The sequence below is a fragment of the Clostridium sp. AF20-7 genome (assembly GCF_003479275.1).
Taxonomy (GTDB): domain Bacteria; phylum Bacillota; class Clostridia; order Lachnospirales; family Lachnospiraceae; genus Otoolea; species Otoolea fessa.
This window is the reverse complement of record NZ_QUGF01000001.1, coordinates 164407-183272: the sequence shown is the minus strand read 5'-3', so window position 1 is coordinate 183272 and position 18866 is coordinate 164407. Positions and strand designations below refer to the sequence as shown.

The following is an 18866-nucleotide window of genomic DNA, read 5'->3' as shown; positions in this document are numbered from 1 at the left end:
CGCGGCAACCCCCTTTCAATATCTATTTTTTAGATTTTTCTAAAACGTTCATACCGCTGCTCCGCGATCTCATCCGGTGTCTTTTCCGCGCAGGACTGGAAGAACTCACGCATATGGCGGTCGATGATGCGTCCGATCTCCTCGATGTTGTCATCGGTTGCCGGCTCATCCTCGCAGATAATGCGCTCGATCATGCCAAGCTCATACAGATCCTCTGCCGTCATCTTCATGACCTTCGCCGCCTCGCTGGCTCTCTTGGCATCTTTCCACAGAATCGAAGCAAAGCCCTCCGGAGAAAGGATCGAGTAGGTCGCATTCTCCATCATCCATACCTCGTTGGAAACCGCCAGCGCCAGTGCGCCGCCGCTGCCGCCCTGACCAGTGATAATCGCCAGAATCGGCACCTTCATATCCGACATTTCAAAGAGGTTGCGGGCAATCGCCTCGCCCTGGCCTCTCTCCTCTGCCTCCATACCCGGGAATGCACCTGGCGTATCGACAAAACAGATGATCGGACGGTTAAATTTCGCCGCCTGTTTCATCAGACGGAGCGCCTTTCTGTATCCTTCCGGAGACGGCATGCCGAAGTTGTGCTTCATGCTGTCTTTCGGGGATTTACCTCTCTCCTGTCCAATGACCGTGACCGGCATTCCATAGAAGGATGCCACACCGCCGATGACCGCCATATCATCGCCATAATACCGGTCGCCGTGGAACTCGGTAAAATCGTCAAACAGGATCCGGATATAATCGCTGGCGTTCAGACGTCCGGCGCTACGGGACTGGCGTACTGCCTCCCAGGCGTCTCTCTCTCGACCTGCGATCTTATTTAAGGTCTTCTGGCGCATGATACCGGAGAACGGTGCTTTCCGGCTCTTTAACTTGCCTTCCGCCACAGAAGCTGCTTTTTCTGCCTTGGATGCAGATGCCGCTTCTGTGTGGTTCTCCGCCTCGTCGTTCCATTTCTCCCAGCCATGCTCCTGGCTGTGAAGCTTCAAAATCTGTCCCAGAACACGCTTCTGATCTTTTCTTTCCACGATCTGATCCACAAAACCGTGTGTCAGCTGGAACTCGGCTCTCTGGAAGCCCTCCGGGAGCTTCTGGCCGATCGTCTGCTCGATGACACGCGGACCCGCAAATCCAATCAGCGCTCCCGGCTCTGCCAGGATGATATCGCCCAGGGACGCAAAGCTTGCCGTTACGCCGCCGGTGGTCGGATCCGTCATAAAGCTTATGTAGAGAAGTCCCGCCTCGGAATGACGTTTTAAGGCTGCGGAAGTTTTCGCCATCTGCATCAGGGAGATCATGCCCTCCTGCATTCTCGCGCCTCCGGAAGCCGCGTAGATGATAACCGGAAGCCGTTCCTCGGTCGCACGCTCTACCGCACGGGCAATCTTCTCTCCCATGTTGTGACCCATGCTGCTCATCAGAAAACGGGAGTCGCAGACCGCGATCACAGTCTCATAACCGTGAATCTTTCCTTTACCAGTGACAACCGCCTCATTTAACTCTGTTTTCTCTCTGGCTGCCTCAACCTTGCCCTCATAGCCCGGAAATGCAAGCGGATTGACCACAGACATCTCCTTATCCCACTCTTCAAAGGTACCTTCATCGATCAGCATCTCAATCCGGCGGTACGCATGCATCCGGAAATATCCGCCGCAGCGCGGGCACACATACAGGTTGTCCTTGACATCCTGCACCAGAATCGGTTTCTCACATTTATTACACTTACGCCATAAAGAACGCAGACTTTCCGGCGTCATCGCCGTCGGACGGCTCGGAATCTTCTCCGGTTTTTCCTGTGCTGCCTCTGCCGCCCTTTTATCTGCTTTCGCACTCTCCGCACGGCTTACGCCGGCAGAACCGTGGTCGTTTGTATTGATCGAAGTATACGATTTCTTAAACAGATTTTTAAACATCTCTTATTCAACCTCACTTATTAGCCAATCATAAACGTCAGCTCTGCGGAAACAGCCAGCTTGCCATCGACGGTTGCCGTCGCACTTCCGATGCCGACCGGTCCTTTTCTCTTGATGATATGGCACTCCAGCTTTAACTTGTCGCCCGGAACTACCTTTTTCTTGAATTTTGCGTTGTTGATTGCCCCGAAATATGCCGTCCTGCCCTTATTTCCTTCTTCACTTAAAATCGCAACCGCGCCGACCTGCGCCAGCGCCTCCACGATCAGGACGCCCGGCATGACCGGCTCCTGCGGAAAATGACCTGCAAACCACGGCTCGTTGTATGTTACATTTTTATATCCAACCGCGCCCTCGCCCGGTGTCACTTCCTCGATACAGTCGATCAAAAGAAACGGATGACGGTGCGGGATGATCTCCTGGATCTCTTTAATTCCCATCATAATTTCAGTTACCTCTTTCGCTTTCCCAGACATCATTTTTGTATGCTGCAAGTCTCTTCCGCCAGCTCCAGTGCGCTGCTTCCAATCATTCAATCATCCACACAAAAACGTCCTCAAATTATATTTAGTCCTCAAATTTCTTGATTACCAGGCTGGCATTGACACCACCAAATCCCAGGGAGTTGGTCAGGGCATAGTGGATATCCATCGGAACACCCTCGCCCATCGTGTAATCCAGATCGCAGCCCTCGCCTGCCTCTTTTAAACCTGCGGTTGCGTGTACAAATCCATCCTCAATGGATTTCACGCAGGCGATAAACTCAACACCGCCCGCTGCACCTAAAAGATGTCCAATCATCGACTTAGTGGAGTTAATTTTTACCTTGTAAGCGTGGTCGCCCAGCGCTTTTTTCACTGCCATCGTCTCGAAGAGATCGTTATGGTGTGTACTGGTTCCATGTGCATTGATGTAATCAATCTTCTCCGGTGCGATACCTGCATCCTTGAGCGCCATCTCCATCGCATACGCTGCGCCGCTTCCATCCTCTGCCGGGGAAGTGATGTGGAATGCATCGTTGCTTCCGCCGTAGCCGACTACCTCTGCCAGAATCTTCGCGCCGCGCTTCTGCGCGTGCTCTAAGGACTCCAGAACTACGATACCAGCGCCCTCGCCCATGACGAAACCATCGCGGTCCTTATCAAACGGACGGGATGCCGTCTCCGGGTCATCATTGGTAGAAAGAGCCGTCAGAGCCGCGAAACCTGCCATACCGAGCGGTGTGATCGCAGACTCGGTACCACCGGCTACCATCACGTCTGCCTCGCCGTACTGGATCGAGCGGAACGCCTCACCGATAGAGTTCGTACCGGTCGCACAGGCAGTTACCACGTTGATAGATTTGCCCTTTAAACCATAATGCATTGCCACATTGCCGACTGCCATGTTGCTGATCATCATCGGAACGAGCAGCGGGTTCACGCGGTTCGGTCCTTTTTCCAGCATTTTTTTGTGCTCACGTTCCATCGCCTGTAAGCTTCCGATACCGGAACCGATGCTGGTTCCCACGCGGAACGGATCCTCTTTTTCCATATCCAGACCCGCCTGTGCGATCGCCTCACCGGCTGCCGCTACCGCATACTGGGAAAACGGCTCCATACGTCTCGCTGCCTTCGGATCCATGTATTTCTTCGGATCAAAATCCTTCACCTCGCCTGCCAGCTTTGCCTTATAATCGGTTGTATCAAAATATGTAATCGGCGCGATACCGACTTTTTTATCCTTTAATCCCTGCCAGAAGCTTGCTACGTCATTTCCAATCGGAGTGATCGCTCCCAGACCGGTTACTACTACACGTGTCTTATTTCCCATCTAAAAACCTGCCTTTCTATCGTCACAGTTCACACGTTGTGCAAACTGCGACACGATTTTGCCGATGCTTCGCATTCCAAATCGGCAAAATCTGCTGCCACTACGTTATCGTACGCCACTTTCGGTTCCAAAAGTGCCTATCTGTAAAGCACCCTTTCCCTACATCGCCATTCCGCCGTCCACGCACAGAACCTGTCCTGTGATGTAGGCTGCGCGGTCAGAAGCCAGAAATACGGCTGCCTGCGCTACATCCTCGGTCGTACCGAAACGTTTTAACGGAATCTGCTCGCCCATCGCCTTCTTCACATCGTCCGGAAGAACGGCGGTCATTTCCGTATCAATAAATCCCGGTGCAATCGCGTTGACCGTGATACCACGGCTTCCAATCTCCCTTGCCACGGATTTGGTCAGTCCGATCACGCCCGCCTTGGACGCACAGTAATTTGCCTGTCCCGCATTTCCCATCACGCCGGAAACAGAGGAAATATTGATGATGCGTCCGCCCTTCTGCTTTAACATCTGGCGGGATACGTGCTTAATGCAGTTAAATGCGCCCTTTAAGTTCGTATCGATGACGGCGTCAAACTCTTCCTCACTCATCTTCATCAGAAGATTGTCACGGGTAATGCCCGCGTTGTTGACTAAAATATCAATTCTCTTATAGCGGCTGATAATGTCCTTTAAGAACACCTCCGCCGCGCTGTAATCCGAAACATTGCACTGAACGGCTTCCGCCTGTCCGCCCGCCTCGGTAATTTCCTTTACGACATCCTCTGCTTTTGCCGCAGAGCCATTATAATTGACGATCACCACAGCGCCCTCTTTCGCCATCGAAATAGCGATCTGACGGCCAATGCCGCGGCTGGCACCTGTCACAACTGCTACTTTTCCATTTAACATCCAAGCGCCTCCTTTACTTTGTCGATATCTTCCAGTTTCTCTATATTGAACGCCTTCGCGTTTTTGTCGATTTTACGCATGAAACCAGTCAGGGTCTTACCCGGTCCGATCTCAATAAATGTATCCACACCGTCTGCTAACATCTTCCGGATCGTCTGCTCCCAGCGGACGGAGGAAGAAACCTGCTTCATCAGAAGCGGCTTTACATCGGCTGCATCGGTCACATAATCTGCCGTCACATTCGCAATATACGGAATCTCCGGTGTATGAATCTCAACGGTATCAAGTACCTTTCCAAGCTTCTCGCCAGCTCCCACTAACATCTTGGAATGGAACGGTCCGCTTACCTTTAACGGAAGAACGCGTTTTGCGCCCGCTTCCTTCAATTTCTCTCCTGCCTCGGCAACCGCCTCTGTCTTACCAGAGATAACAATCTGTCCCGGGCAGTTATAGTTGGCAATCTGCACACCCTCGATCGGCGCGATCACCTCTTCGATCTTCTCTGCATCCATCGCCAGTACGGCAGACATGGCGCCCTGACCAACCGGGACTTCGCCCTGCATCAGGATACCTCTCTGCCGCACGGTACGGATGGCATCTTCGTCAGACATAACGCCTGCAGCCGCCATTGCAGGATACTCTCCCAGGCTCAGGCCCGCAGCCACATCCGGGCGGATTCCAGTACGTTCCATAAATACACGCATCATCGCAAGGCTGGCGGTTACCATCGCCGGCTGCGTATACTCCGTGATATTCAGACGGTCCGTCTGCGCCGGATCAAAGCAAAGATCGGTCATTGAAAACCCAAGGATCTCGCTTGCTTTCTCAAACATCCCGCGTCCCGTTTCCGTTTCCTGATAAAAATCCTGTCCCATGCCAGTGGTCTGTGCGCCCTGACCCGGAAAAATAAATGCAATTTTGCTCATAGCGTTACACTCACTCTCTACTTTCTGCCCAAAAGCGCCTCCGCCTGGGCCATCATTTCTTCAATCATTTCCTTACAGGTCTGCTCTTTCTTCACCATACCTGCAATCTGTCCAGCCATCACGGTTCCGTTGTCCACGTCACCTTCCATGACTGCCTTCCGAAGCGTTCCAAGTGTTAAATACTCCAGTTCCTCGAACGGGCGTCCCTCTTTTTCCAGCTTCAGATACTCTCTCGTCATCTTATTTCTAAGACAGCGGATCGGATGTCCGTGACTCATACCGGTTACGGTCGAATCAATGTCTTTCGCCTTGATGACTCTGTCCTTGTAAGCCTGGCTTACGATGGATTCCTTCGACACGACGAAGCGGGTTCCCATCTGGACTGCCTCTGCGCCCAGCATAAATGCCGCCGCAATGCCGCGTCCATCTGCGATACCTCCGGCTGCAATCACCGGAATCGAAACCGCATCGACTACCTGCGGAACGAGTGTCATCGTCGTCGCCTCGCCGATGTGTCCACCGGACTCCATGCCTTCTGCAACGACTGCATCTGCGCCGCTTTTCTCCATCAGACGTGCCTGTGCAACCGAAGCAACAACCGGAATCACCTTAATGCCGGCTTCCTTCCACATGCCCATGTATTTGCCTGGAATACCGGCACCGGTCGTTACGACCTTGATGCCTTCTTCCACAACTACCTTTGCCACGTCATCCGCATGCGGGCTCATCAGCATGACATTGACACCAAACGGCTTCTTTGTCAGCTCTCTCGCCTTGCGGATCTCCTCGCGGACAACCTCACCTGGTGCATTGGCGCCGCCAATTAAGCCCAGACCGCCAGCTTCAGAAACGGCTGCTGCCAGATGATGTTCTGCCACCCATGCCATGCCGCCCTGAATAATCGGGTATTCAATCCCCAACATTTCTGTGATCTTTGTTTTCATTATGCCTCTACACCTTTTTCTTTTAAGTAGTTCATAACATCGCCTACCGTTGCCAGGTTCTGCAGATCCTCAGCCGGGATCTCTACGGAGTACTCGTCCTCCAGAGCCATAACCAGCTCAAACAGATCCAGAGAATCAGCACCCAGATCATCCTTGAAAGAGGAAGCCTCGGTAATGGAATCTGCGTCTACGCTCAGCTGCTCTGCAATAATTTCTTTCATTTTCTCTAACATCGTTTCAATCTCCTTTTTAAATGAATTTTCTTTTTGTGACCGCAAAAATGCAATCACTGTTCTTATATTTTATCAAAAAATGGGATAATGTACATTAGTTTTACTATATATTTTTTTGCTTCTCCAGGCACCTACCAGGTCATCAATGCCGCGCCCCAGGTAAGACCCGCGCCAAAACCTGCCATCACCAGCGTATCGCCGCGTTTTAAGCGTCCGTCCCGGTGCATTTCATCCAGGAGAATCGGAATCGAAGCCGCCGACGTATTGCCGTAGCGCTCGATATTGACCGGAATCTTGTCCATCGGAACCTTCAGACGGCGCGACGCCGCTTCCAGAATCCGGATATTCGCCTGATGCAGCAGATAATGCTGTACCGCCTCGCGGTCCGTTCCGGTCTCCTCCAGAATCGCATTCACAATCTCCGGTACCTTCTTCACCGAAAACTTGAAGACTTCCTGACCGTCCATCTGCATAAAACCAAGCTCCGGCTTGCCGCCCGTCAGACAGTTTTCAAGACTTCTTGCCTGGCAGTACAGAACGTCGTTCTTCGTTCCGTCGCTGCCGACCAGCGTCTTCACCACACCCGTCTCGTCCGCCCGGACAACCGCCGCGCCCGCGCCATCGCCAAACAGGATGCAGGAACTGCGGTCCGTCCAGTCTAACACCTTGCTCAGCGTCTCCGCTCCGATGATCAGCGCCGTCTTATAGATGCCCGCCTGAATAAATCCCTGCACAATATGTAAGGCGTAAATAAATCCGGAACATGCCGCCGTGATGTCAAACGCCACCGCATGTTTCGCCCCGATGGCTCCCTGTACATCCGCCGCCGCACTCGGGAACGCCCGATCCGGGGAAGACGTCGCCACGATCACGATCTCAATCTCCTCCGGAGAAATGCCCGCGTCCGCGATCGCGCGCTTCGCCGCCTCTGTCGCCAACGCCGAGGTTCCCTCGCTCGTCGAGATATGTCTGGCTCCAATACCCGTCCGTTCCCGGATCCAGGCATCATTTGTATCAAGAAATTTCGTCAAATCCTGATTCGTCACAACCTGCTCCGGCGCATACGCGCCGATTCCAATGATTCTAGCTGTCATTTTCTCGTTTAACTCCGCTTCTTCTATAAAAGATAGTTTTAATTTCAAATGGTTTGATATTCAAATTAATTTAGAGTGTAGCGGAGAATCTGGGGTTTGTCAAGGATAACTTGTAAATGAACGGCAGGATTCTGGTGAGAAGACGCAACCCGGACAGAGAAGAGCCGCCCCCAATCTTCCGGAAAACGCTCTCGCTCTTGCACTCGCTGCAGCGGACACTAAGCTCGAAAAAACCTCGCTAAGTGCCGGCGCGAGTGATGTTTCCTACAGATTGGGGGCGGCTCTTCTCCTGAAATACGCATCACTTGAAATACATAAAAATTAGGATACCGCGGTTTCCTTTTTCGTTGTATAATTATAAGACATAGGTATCTTTATTGTATCTATACAGAAATTTGTATACTATATATTACCCTATTAAAAGGAGGAGTTGCTATGCAGAGTATTCTTGTATGTGACGATGACAAACAGATCGTGGAAGCGATTGACATATACTTAACCGGTGAGGGATTTGAGGTTATCAAGGCATATGACGGCGCGGAGGCACTGGAACTTTTAAAAACGCACACCGTGAATTTGATGATTCTGGACGTTATGATGCCAGGGTTAGATGGCATCCGGACGACGCTGAAGGTGCGTGAAACCAGCAGCATCCCGATCATTATTCTTTCCGCGAAGTCTGAGGATGCGGACAAGATTCTGGGCTTAAATATCGGGGCAGATGATTATATCACGAAGCCGTTTAACCCACTGGAACTGGTCGCCCGCGTGAAATCTCAGCTCCGCCGCTACACGCAGCTGGGAAATATGAACAATCAGATGGGCAACCACGTATTCAAATGCGGCGGCTTGCAGATCAACGATGAAAATAAGGAAGTAACCGTGGACGGCGAACTCATCAAGCTGACACCGATCGAGTACAACATCCTGCTTCTGCTCGTTAAAAACGCCGGAAAAGTCTTCTCCATCGACCAGATCTACGAGGCGATCTGGAATGAGGAGGCGATCGGCGCGGACAATACAGTTGCGGTTCATATCCGCCATATCCGCGAAAAGATCGAAATTAACCCGAGGGAGCCGCGCTATCTGAAGGTTGTCTGGGGTGTTGGATATAAAATTGAGAAGCAGTAAAAATGTGAATCATCCATCTAACAGAAGTTAGGAGTTGCAAAATTTATGACAAAACTCTCACATATTCCGATGCAGATCCAGAAATGGATCGCCAGCCTCGCGCATCTGTTTTTCCTGATTCTGGGACTCATCGGTATCAGCCTCATGTATATCAATGGAAATTTCGGGCTGGGGCTGACCGGCATTGGCTCGGTTCCTTATGAGGACACCGCGGAATTTAACACACAATTTAATAACGATCTGAACGATATCTTCCTATATATGGAATATCAGGACGTCTTCGGTGCCGACAGCTCGATCGACCTCTCGCGCCGGATGCTCAAAATGACCTTTGGACCAAGCGAGACCGAAAATTTCTCCCTGTCCTCCCTGATTTCCTATCTGGAATCCATGGGGTACCAGCTCGACGACGACTTTAACTGCCAGAAGGTTTCTGAACCGGCAGACGGCGTCAAGAGCCGCGAAGGCTACGTCGAATGGTCGGTTCAAGAGCCGCAGCGGATCTACAGCTACCGTTCTGCCAGCCGGAAGCGCAGCACATTGGAGGATGCGGCGGTCGAGATCATGGACACACTGCATCGTTATTACACAGTGTATAACCGTTTCGTCGCCAATCCATCCAACCTGCATTTTAAAATCCAGTACACGGAGCCAGATTCGGATCAGAGCGAAACAACCCAGTTTACAAACACCGATTCCCTGACACCGGAAAATGTCAAGGAATACGGGCGCTACGCGTACCTGCCGGGCAATTCCGTTTTCTACGACACCAACATGAAAGCGATCCCGCTCAGCAGCATTTCCGCACTGGCATCCAATAACCCGTACACCGGCAGCGACTATTATCTGCTGATCGGAATCGATACAAATTATCCAGTCACTGACCTTTACGCGCGCACGCATACCGCATACCTGCACCGGCAGCACCTGTATCTGACCGGATTTGCACTGACAATCTTTGCAACGATCGGACTGCTTTTAAGCTTCCTGTTTCTGTTCCGGGTGTCCGGCTACCAGAGTTACCGCAGCTTCGACGTGACGCTGCACGGCTTCGACAAGAGCGGCACTGAAACCGGCATCGTCTTTTTTGCCGCCATGACCGCGATCGCCCTGGTTGTAAGCGACCTGATTCTCATCCGCATCCTGCATCTGGTCATTCCATCGCAGTATTGGTACTTCTCCGATCACAGCCTGCAGGCGCTGGTCCTGTATCTGGGCGGACTGCTGCTCTTTTTCAGCCTCCTGCGCCGCTACCGCGCCGGTACCCTGTGGACCTCCAGCCTGATCTGCCGGATTCAGAAGAAAATGTTGATCCTCAAAACACGGCAGAACTTCCGCAGCCGCCTAGGCATCGGATTTGTTCTCTATCTTGCAATCAACACAGCGCTTATCAGCCTTGCCTGGTATTTCTGGGACCGCGTGTATGCAAATTTATACGTTGTTTACCTGCTGACAGGTCTGACTGTGCTGGTATTTCTGCTGTTTAACCTGTGGATCTTTTACATACTGTTCCGGCAGGCAAGCGAACAGGAATCCATCCGCGATGCCGTCCGCCAGCTCTCCGCCGGGGAGACCAGCTATCAGCTTGATCTCGATGAATTTGACGGTCCGGAGCTCACGCTGGCAGAGGGACTCAACAACATCAGTTCCGGTCTTGAAACCGCCCTTCAGGAGAAAATGAAGAGCGAACGCCTCAAAACCAACCTGATTACCAACGTTTCACACGACATCAAAACGCCGCTGACCTCGATTATAAATTATGTAAACCTAATGAAACGGGAACATATTGAAGATGCGCGGATCAACGCCTATCTTGATGTGCTCGACCAGAAATCACAGCGTCTCAAAACACTGATTGAAGACCTCGTCGAGGCATCCAAGGCAAGCTCCGGCAATGTGAAGCTTGAATTTACCGACATTGACCTCGTCCAGATGGCATTTCAGACCAACGGCGAATTTGAAGAAAAACTGGATGCCAGACATCTGCAGCTCATCATCAATGCCCCGCGGGAACCGCTGATGATCCGCGCCGATGGACGCCGCCTGTGGCGCGTACTTGAAAACCTGTACAACAATGTCTGCAAATATGCGATGGAGGGCAGCCGCGTCTACGTAGACCTCGCCCGCGTTCCCGGAAATCCAGAAACCGGTACTGCTGGCCAGGCAGTCTTCACCATCAAAAATATATCTGCCAATCCGCTCAACATCCGTGCCGACGAGCTGACCGAGCGTTTCGTGCGCGGCGACGTTGCCCGCACCACCGAGGGAAGCGGACTGGGACTATCGATCGCCAAAGATCTGACGGAACTGCAGAAAGGGCAGTTTAGTTTGTATATTGATGGGGATCTGTTTAAGGCGCAGGTGGCGTTTGATTTGGTGGAGAAAACGACGGAGAAGGCGGTGGAGGACGCAAAAATAATAGAAGAAACCGATGCTTCCAAAGCGACTGAAAAGCCGAAAAAGGGCGATGAACTGAAAAAAACAAATATACCGGAAGAAGCTACTATTCAAAAAGAGGTAAACGGCGAATCTTCCGAAAATGCTATCAATGAAACCATAAACACTACGGAAAATTCAAGAAATGAATAAAAATTTATGAATTGAGGACTTTATCCTATGAAACGCACTCATATCATGATCGCAGTCTTCTTCGCCTGCATCCTCTCCCCCAACCTGCTGTTTCCTATCCTGAAAACCACAGCCGATGAGGGCACCGGCGAAAACCGCAGTCTGGCGGCATTTCCAACTCTGTCGCTGGAAACCATCGATACCTTTCCATCCGGTGTTGAGGACTGGATCAACGACCACGCGGCGTTCCGCAACCGCTTCTTAAGCCTGAACGCCCGCTTAAACCTCTCCTTATTCCAGTTCGGAGACTCGCAGGACGTCATCACCGGAAAAGATGGCTGGTACTTTTACACGCTCGGAAGCTCTGTCGAGGACTTCCTCGGCACCAACCGTTTTTCCGCCGGGGAACTCCAGATGCTGGCACACAAACTCCAGACCGTCCACGACGCCTGGAAAGAAAAAGGCACCGAATTTATCTTCCTGTGTGCTCCCAATAAAGAAGGCGTATGCAGCGAATTCCTCCCGGATGGCTTCACCGCACCGGACGGACCTACCCGCCGCAGTGAACTGCTCGATTATCTGGAAATACACACAAATGTCCCAGTTGTCAATCCATACCCGGAGCTCAAAAACCGCCGGGACTATCAGTGGTATTTCAAAACCGACACCCACTGGAACGATGCTGCCGGATTTCTCGTCTCCGGGCAGATCATCGATGCCGCTGGCGGCACCTCCACGCCGATCGAGGACGTCACTGTCACCTATGAGCCACGCGATCCGGGCGATCTGGCAAACCTGTTCCACATGCCAGAATCCATGTGCGACGATACCAAAGCAGATGTATCCGGTTACCGAAACAATGTAACCATCCACTACGACAGTGCCTCCGACGATGGCAACATCGCCCACATCTCAGCAGACCAGGCGCCCGACCCGCGACGCATCACGATCTACCGCGACTCCTTCGGCACCGCCCTGCTGGTCGGACTGCCAAAATACTTTGCGTATACCGATTTTTACCACTGGCAGGCATTCGAGCCGGAATTTTTGAACGAAAATAAGCCGGATGTGCTGGTGTATGAGGTGGTGGAACGGGATTTGGGGAGAATGATGGAGGATTTGGAGAAATTGATGCCGAATCAATGACGTGCATAGTTTGTGCATTTTCAAAAGTATCATTTGCACAGTTTAGATGTGTTTTTTTATTGATCTCACATTATAATTATGATAAATTAAAATTATGGAAAGTCAGAGCATATGAAAGGCGGCCTGCCCCTACTTTTGGAGGGCTTCCCCTCCAGCATCTCGTCATACCAATGACAGAAAGGAGGGCGATAACAATGTATATTACATATTCGGATTTAATTCAGTCTGGAATATTCATTGTCGCTCTCGTAGGATTGTGTTATACAATCTTCACGAGAAGAAAATAGCCGCCACTACTGCAATAGGGGCGGCTGGTCTCATAAGAGATTAACTGTTTCATTTCGGCAGGCCGTATGTCTCTGGCTTTCCTATTTTTACTATAGCATATCTTTTTTCTGTATTCAAGATGTTTTATTATGCCTTATTTTTGAAATACTAAATTTTGCAATTTTCATTTCACCATTTTATCTGAATCAGCAGGTAGCTTCCCATCTAATCCATGATTCCGAAACCATCCGCCGATCCGAATAAAAATCAAAAATTCTCCTACAGCTCTTTCTTCACCAGCTCCAACGCCGAAGCAATCACCGCATCCATATCATAATACTTATACTCGCCCAGACGTCCGCCAAAGATTACCTTCTCTTCCTTCTTGGCCAGCTCTTTGTACTTCTCATACAGCGCACCATTCTTCGCATCATTGACCGGATAATACGGCTCATCGCCTAACTTCCACTCAGAACTGTACTCACGGCTGATAACCGTCTTTGGCAGATCATTGCCATCCGCATCCTTGCCAAACTCAAACCATTTATGCTCGATAATACGCGTCCACGGAGTCTCCGCATCTGTATAGTTCACTGCCGCATTGCCCTGGAAATTCGGGATATCCAGCACTTCGGTATCAAAGCGCACAGAACGATACTCCAGAACGCCCAGCGAATACTCAAAATACGCATCGATCGCGCCGGTGTAAACTACTTTCTTTGCCATCGCATCCCAATCAGCCTTATTCTCAAAATAATCCTCTTCCAGGCGAACCTCGATGCCGTCCAGCATATTGGCAACCATCTTCGTATAGCCGCCAACCGGGATTCCCTGATACAGGGCGTTAAAATAGTTGTTGTCAAAGGTCAGACGAACCGGAAGACGCTTGATGATAAAGGACGGAAGATCCTTGCACTCTCTTCCCCACTGCTTCTGTGTATATCCCTTGATCAGCTTCTCATAAATATCCGTACCAACCAGGCTGATCGCCTGCTCTTCCAGGTTCTTCGGCTCGGTGATGCCTGCTGCCTTGCGCTGTTCCTCGATCTTCGCCGCTGCCTCCTGCGGAGTCACGACACCCCACATCTTGTTGAAGGTGTACATATTAAACGGCAGGGAATACAGCTCGCCGTGGTAATTCGCCACCGGAGAGTTCGTAAAACGGTTAAACTCCGCGAACTGATTTACATAATTCCAGACTTCCTTATTATTCGTGTGGAAAATATGCGCGCCATACTTGTGAACCTGGATGCCCTCCATCGGCTCTGTATACACATTTCCTGCAATATTCGGGCGGCGGTCAATCACCAGAACCTTCTTGCCCGCTTTCTTCGCCTCATGGGCGAATACGGCACCGTAGAGACCGGCGCCTACTATTAAATAATCGTACATGTTGGTTTTCTCCTTGTTACGTGTTGTTATACTTGTGATTTATTTATAACATACAACGACAATTTAAACAAGAATATCCCGTCAGCTTCAAGCATTCCCCAAAACAAACTCTCAATTTGGACACAATACCTTATTAATACTCCATTAGGATACATGAGTCCTATGGAGTACAGACGTAGACTTGGATTGGCTGTTTAACCTGTCCAAGAAAATGTCCGCACCCTCCCCTCTCAGGGCGAGTCCAAAATCTTCAAGAACACTTTTACTATGTATTATCCTTCAACCCATAACACTGGTACAACATATCTGTCATTTTCTTCTTATCTGTTCCTCTTATACCCAAGGACTTTAAATCCACTGTTTCATCAGCTATTTCAGATAAGAACTTTTTCATATCCTCTGCTATTTCCGGACTGAGAACTTGCCTTGTATTGGCTGTGATTAACTGTGCTAATCGGAACACATCATTTTTATGTTTCTTTATATTTTTGCTGTCAACCTGCTCTCCATTCAGCTTGCGTTTCTTTAAATCCAGCCACGCTTTCGCCTTAAATGGTATCAGACAAGTCGGACTTAATACCGGAATGCCATCAACCATCAATTGTCCGGTTTTTAGCAATTCATAATACGCTTCATTTAAAAGGATTGCCGACAAGCTGGAGATTTCATCGTCTATCGGAAGCGGTGTGAGAACTGCATCATCTTCCAATATAACAAAATCCGGATTTCTGGAAAATATTTCTATCATATATGGATATTCTTTGCTTTTCGGAGATGTGAAACGATAAAACTGTGTATTTCCGGTACTTTTATTCAAATGCTCATATCCTGCTTCCTTGACATACTCCCAGAACTGCCTACCGAACTCCGCTGTTATGGATTCGACAATCAATACAATATCTACATCTTTTGTAGCACGAAACGGTAATTCTTCATTTTCCATAATCAAATCACAAGCTGTCCCGCCGATGATAACATATTGATTTTCAAAACCCTAAAATCTTTCCTTAAATTTTGTAAATCCGCTGACCATTACTCCTTCAACCTTCTTTCCTGCAATTCATCTACTGCTTCTTCAATTCTCTCATCGTTTGTATCTCCAAAAGATAAAACAATGGAAATATCGTCAGCACTGTTATCCTCTGAAAATTGTTTCGGGTTGTATGCCCATAATTCAAGTCTTACCTGCTTATCCGGGTCTATCAATTCATCGGTCAGCAAAGTTTTATCATAATCCCTCTCACTGATTGCATAGGTAGCAACTCGGCTTGGATTTAGCATTGTTTTTTCAGAAAGTGCCGTCCCCCCTGCAAAGACCATATTTTCTGTAACTTGCGTCTTATCTATATATCCTGCTTTGCGGACAGGTGTTGTCAAATATACTTTTGCTTTTTCAAATAATTCATCTCTGTTATATTTTGACTCAATAAACTTGTTGACACCGTCTTTTGCTACAAGAAACAAATCCGTCGCTTCCAACTGCTTTACTGCTCTGGTCAAGGTCATCGCTGTAAATGGAAGCACTTTTCCGGCTTCTGAAATATACAATCGTTTTTTCTTACTATACAGATAAAACAAAAACAACTGCTGTGTTGAGCAAACAAACTTACCTGTCAGCTTTTGGGGTTCTTTCTCATCAGAAAGCATTGTCCCGATGAAAGGAAGAAAGACCTGCTTATCAGTAATAAACGGTATATTATTTTCTATAAGGCTTTTTCTTCGATAATTAGATACCGACGCAAGTTCAAATACGACTGGTACATTATCAATCTGCTGTATTTTTGTAATCTGTTTTTTCAATGCCGGAAGTGTGGCAAGTTCTTCTGTCGGAGTAAGCATTATACAGCGTCTGTTTCCAATATATGCTGTGTGAAAATTATAACTTCCTGCAATATAAACAGGCAAAGAATCCTGATGATTCCATGCTTCATATTTTATAGAAATCCCGAATACGCTTGTAAGCATATTTTCCATTCCTCCTTAACTCAATTTCTTTCATTTTAACTTAGCCGATGTTAAAAGTAAAGTTTTTGAGTTATTTTAAGTTTATTGCTAATGTAAACTTCCAGAAATTTTACAACTAATTATATGTTTCATTTTTTTTCATACGTCCCCGCCTCTACATCCGCCTGCCACACTCCCATACAACAGTATCATCCAAAACATCGGCTGCCGATAATTCACAAGGAAAAAGCTCTCCGCCAGAAGTCCAATCACAGCGCTGGTCATAGCCGCATCTATGCGTCGCAGCTTGCGTCCAAGCCAGACCAACAAACAACTAGTCGGAATTAAACCATAGCAAAACATCACACTGAACAGACAGCAGTGAATCTCATTCACCTGACTTGCCAATGTAAATCGGTCAAAACCGCCCTCTCCAGCTCCATACAAAAGATACTGAGGGTACAGTACCAGCTTCTCCATTCCACGATCCAGAAAAAGTCCCAACAGGCCACCATGAGCAACCTTCCATATCTTCTCTTGAATCCGTGTCAGCATATTATAATCCACCGTCTTCACATCAAAATCCGCTGCAGGCCATATCCACCATAAAAACAAACCAAATATAAGCACTCCCATACAGATTCCCAAGATCCATACCTTCACTGATACACCCTTTTTGCATCCAATTTGATACAGCTCATACAAAACAGCCAAAATAGTAAATACAAAAACTCCCAATAAGATTCCCGTAGACTTCGATGCTGCGATCACCGGCAAGACCAGCACATAGAACACAGGAAAGCTCCGATCCCCAAACCGGCACCGGTACAGATACAGAAGCAATATCATCATAAACAGGAAAAATGCCAGTTGGTTCGGATCATTAAAGGTTCCCTGATAGCGAACCGCTCCCCAGTACTCACGAAATATGCGTCCATGACCCGACAGATATATCAGCAGCTGCACTCCGATATTCACTTTTACCACACGATTAATCCCGGTCAAAAAAGCTTTTCCGCCATATTCCGTCAGATAGCAGAAACTCCAGATAGCACAGGCATTGAAGATCCAAAAGCAGGTATACTTAAAAAATTCACCTCGTCCCAGGCGAATCCCATAATATGCATTAATCATCAAAACAGAGGCCAGAAACACATAAAACAGGCTTTCGGTCTTCAGCTGCAAGAGCCGCTCCGGTCTTCTTCTCATACAGTCACATAACAGCATAAAAAAGGAGGCGAACAGACATACATCCGCCGCCTCCATCCCCCCAGAAGGGAATAAATAAAATTGTTTCAAAAATATAAAAAGCAAAAAAAATAAGACCGCCGCTGCCGTCCCATTTCCATCCGGTATACTTCTATTCCATTTCTGCAAAACGTCCATAGATCTCCCTCATCTTTTTTTCCACCACATCTAGGCCAAACTCCCGACTTTGCATGATACAGGCTTCTTCCATCTCTTTCCAGCTGCTTCTCCTAGAAAGCATATCCCGAAGAGCTTCCGCCCAGACATCCGCATCCTGAAGATGATTCAGCATGATTCCGCCCGGGCATAGCTTCATTCTCTGATTTGCTGACTCGGTCCATCTATCTCCCATCAGATCTGTATTTCCTCGGATCTCCGAACAGATCACCGGAAGTCCACTTGCCATGGCCTCCAGCATCGCTCTAGGCAATCCTTCCTGAAAGGATGGAAAAAGGAAGATATCCGAAGCTCCAAAGATCTCCAGCATATCTTCCCGGTATCCTAAAAACGATATATGATCGGTAATTCCAAGCTTATCTGCCAGCTCATGGAGATGCTCATTCAATTCTCCATGTCCACACAAGAGCAGATGAAGCTTTTCATAAACACTATGATCCGTCTCATCCCTCATCCTGGCCAGCATCCGAAACAAAACTTCCTGATTCTTCCGGGGTATCATCTCTCCGGATGTCAGAAGCACCACCTGATCCGACCGCACCCCAAGGCTTTCTCTCTTCATCTGCCTTTCCTTATCCCCAAGTGCTTGAAACTGAGAACTATCTATCCCCACTCCCGGCACATAATCCACATACCTCGCATGGAATTTCCGCTTCGCAAGTTCATAATCTTCCCGGTTAATACAGATCTGCTGATCCGTACACCTCGACAAAAACTTTTCCATCGGATAATAAAACAGCCAGTTCTTCCACGACGCCCCTTTAAAAAAATGGAATCCATGGGCCGTATAAATCACCGGGCCTGTCCCCGTCACATGTGCCGTCAGACGCGCCATCACCCCTCCCATCGGCGTGTGACAGTGCACCAGCGAAAAATCTTCCCGGCGCATCAGCTCAACCATCTGACGATACACATGCAGATTCCGCTTATCAAACGGACTTCGCACAAAATCAATCTGATGGCAGATAATCCCCGTTCCATCCAGACGGCGATTATCCGTCCCATAGGACGGCGTATTAAAATTCGAAGCATAATGAACTTCATATCCCATGCTCTGTAAGATACGCACATTGTTCATCTCAAACTGCGGAACGAAGCCGCTGACGTGGGTAACCAGAAGCACCTTCCCGCGCTGCTTTCCTTCCATTTCCTGTCTCTCCAT

The 18866-nt window shown here is 49.0% G+C and carries 16 protein-coding genes; 3 read left to right on the top strand and 13 right to left on the bottom strand.

The genetic code is table 11. The features are described 5' to 3' along the window. Nucleotides 1-29: 29 nt before the first annotated feature. The 8 genes from accD to DWX68_RS00835 form a co-directional block, all read right to left on the bottom strand. Nucleotides 30-1922 (bottom strand): acetyl-CoA carboxylase, carboxyltransferase subunit beta, encoded by a 1893-nt coding sequence (gene accD, locus DWX68_RS00870; protein ID WP_117796539.1) that lies wholly within the window; start codon nt 1920-1922, stop codon nt 30-32. Nucleotides 1923-1942: 20 nt separating this feature from the next. Beyond that, nucleotides 1943-2365 (bottom strand): 3-hydroxyacyl-ACP dehydratase FabZ, encoded by a 423-nt coding sequence (gene fabZ / locus DWX68_RS00865; protein WP_022359380.1) that lies wholly within the window; start codon nt 2363-2365, stop codon nt 1943-1945. Between the two features lie 124 nt (nt 2366-2489). Beyond that, a complete protein-coding gene (gene fabF / locus DWX68_RS00860; protein WP_107000851.1) occupies nt 2490-3734 on the bottom strand; it encodes a beta-ketoacyl-ACP synthase II in 1245 nt (414 codons plus the stop codon). Nucleotides 3735-3893: 159 nt separating this feature from the next. Then, nucleotides 3894-4634, bottom strand: coding sequence for a 3-oxoacyl-[acyl-carrier-protein] reductase (gene fabG, locus DWX68_RS00855; RefSeq protein ID WP_118471598.1), 741 nt, complete (start codon nt 4632-4634; stop codon nt 3894-3896). Beyond that, nucleotides 4628-5560, bottom strand: a complete 933-nt coding sequence (gene fabD, locus DWX68_RS00850) for an ACP S-malonyltransferase (RefSeq protein WP_118628405.1) — start codon at nt 5558-5560, stop codon at nt 4628-4630. Before fabD ends, fabG begins: the two co-directional genes overlap by 7 nt. Before the next feature lie 17 nt (nt 5561-5577). Beyond that, nucleotides 5578-6504 (bottom strand): enoyl-[acyl-carrier-protein] reductase FabK, encoded by a 927-nt coding sequence (gene fabK, locus DWX68_RS00845; RefSeq protein WP_118523436.1) that lies wholly within the window; start codon nt 6502-6504, stop codon nt 5578-5580. After that, on the bottom strand, nt 6504-6737 hold the full coding sequence (gene acpP / locus DWX68_RS00840; RefSeq protein WP_022360533.1) for an acyl carrier protein: 234 nt from the start codon (nt 6735-6737) through the stop codon (nt 6504-6506). Before acpP ends, fabK begins: the two co-directional genes overlap by 1 nt. Nucleotides 6738-6868: 131 nt before the next feature. Further along, on the bottom strand, nt 6869-7831 hold the full coding sequence (locus DWX68_RS00835; RefSeq protein ID WP_118628404.1) for a beta-ketoacyl-ACP synthase III: 963 nt from the start codon (nt 7829-7831) through the stop codon (nt 6869-6871). A 435-nt stretch (nt 7832-8266) separates the two neighbouring features. Here DWX68_RS00835 and DWX68_RS00830 point away from each other — a divergent pair, with 435 nt between their 5' ends. The 3 genes from DWX68_RS00830 to DWX68_RS00820 are packed head-to-tail and all read left to right on the top strand — an operon-like array spanning nt 8267 to nt 12676. Next, nucleotides 8267-8962 carry a response regulator transcription factor gene (locus DWX68_RS00830; protein WP_022360531.1) on the top strand — a complete coding sequence of 232 codons (696 nt, stop codon included), beginning with the start codon at nt 8267-8269 and terminating at the stop codon, nt 8960-8962. A gap of 45 nt (nt 8963-9007) precedes the next feature. After that, a complete protein-coding gene (locus DWX68_RS00825; RefSeq protein ID WP_118628403.1) occupies nt 9008-11551 on the top strand; it encodes a HAMP domain-containing sensor histidine kinase in 2544 nt (847 codons plus the stop codon). Nucleotides 11552-11578: 27 nt separating this feature from the next. Continuing rightward, a complete protein-coding gene (locus DWX68_RS00820; RefSeq protein ID WP_107000856.1) occupies nt 11579-12676 on the top strand; it encodes an alginate O-acetyltransferase in 1098 nt (365 codons plus the stop codon). Nucleotides 12677-13222: 546 nt separating this feature from the next. Here DWX68_RS00820 and glf read toward each other — a convergent pair. The 5 genes from glf to DWX68_RS00795 all read right to left on the bottom strand — a co-directional run bounded on the left by glf (nt 13223) and on the right by DWX68_RS00795 (nt 18866). Then, nucleotides 13223-14335, bottom strand: coding sequence for a UDP-galactopyranose mutase (gene glf, locus DWX68_RS00815; protein ID WP_107000857.1), 1113 nt, complete (start codon nt 14333-14335; stop codon nt 13223-13225). A gap of 265 nt (nt 14336-14600) precedes the next feature. Next, nucleotides 14601-15278 carry a hypothetical protein gene (locus DWX68_RS00810; RefSeq protein ID WP_243027436.1) on the bottom strand — a complete coding sequence of 226 codons (678 nt, stop codon included), beginning with the start codon at nt 15276-15278 and terminating at the stop codon, nt 14601-14603. An 89-nt stretch (nt 15279-15367) separates the two neighbouring features. After that, a complete protein-coding gene (locus DWX68_RS00805) occupies nt 15368-16309 on the bottom strand; it encodes a MarR family transcriptional regulator (protein WP_243027434.1) in 942 nt (313 codons plus the stop codon). 129 nt (nt 16310-16438) lie between these two features. Continuing rightward, nucleotides 16439-17416, bottom strand: a complete 978-nt coding sequence (locus DWX68_RS00800; protein ID WP_147354933.1) for a hypothetical protein — start codon at nt 17414-17416, stop codon at nt 16439-16441. A 223-nt stretch (nt 17417-17639) separates the two neighbouring features. Next, the gene (locus tag DWX68_RS00795; protein WP_118628401.1) at nt 17640-18866 is read right to left on the bottom strand and encodes a glycosyltransferase family 4 protein; all 1227 of its coding nucleotides are present in this window, start codon (nt 18864-18866) and stop codon (nt 17640-17642) included.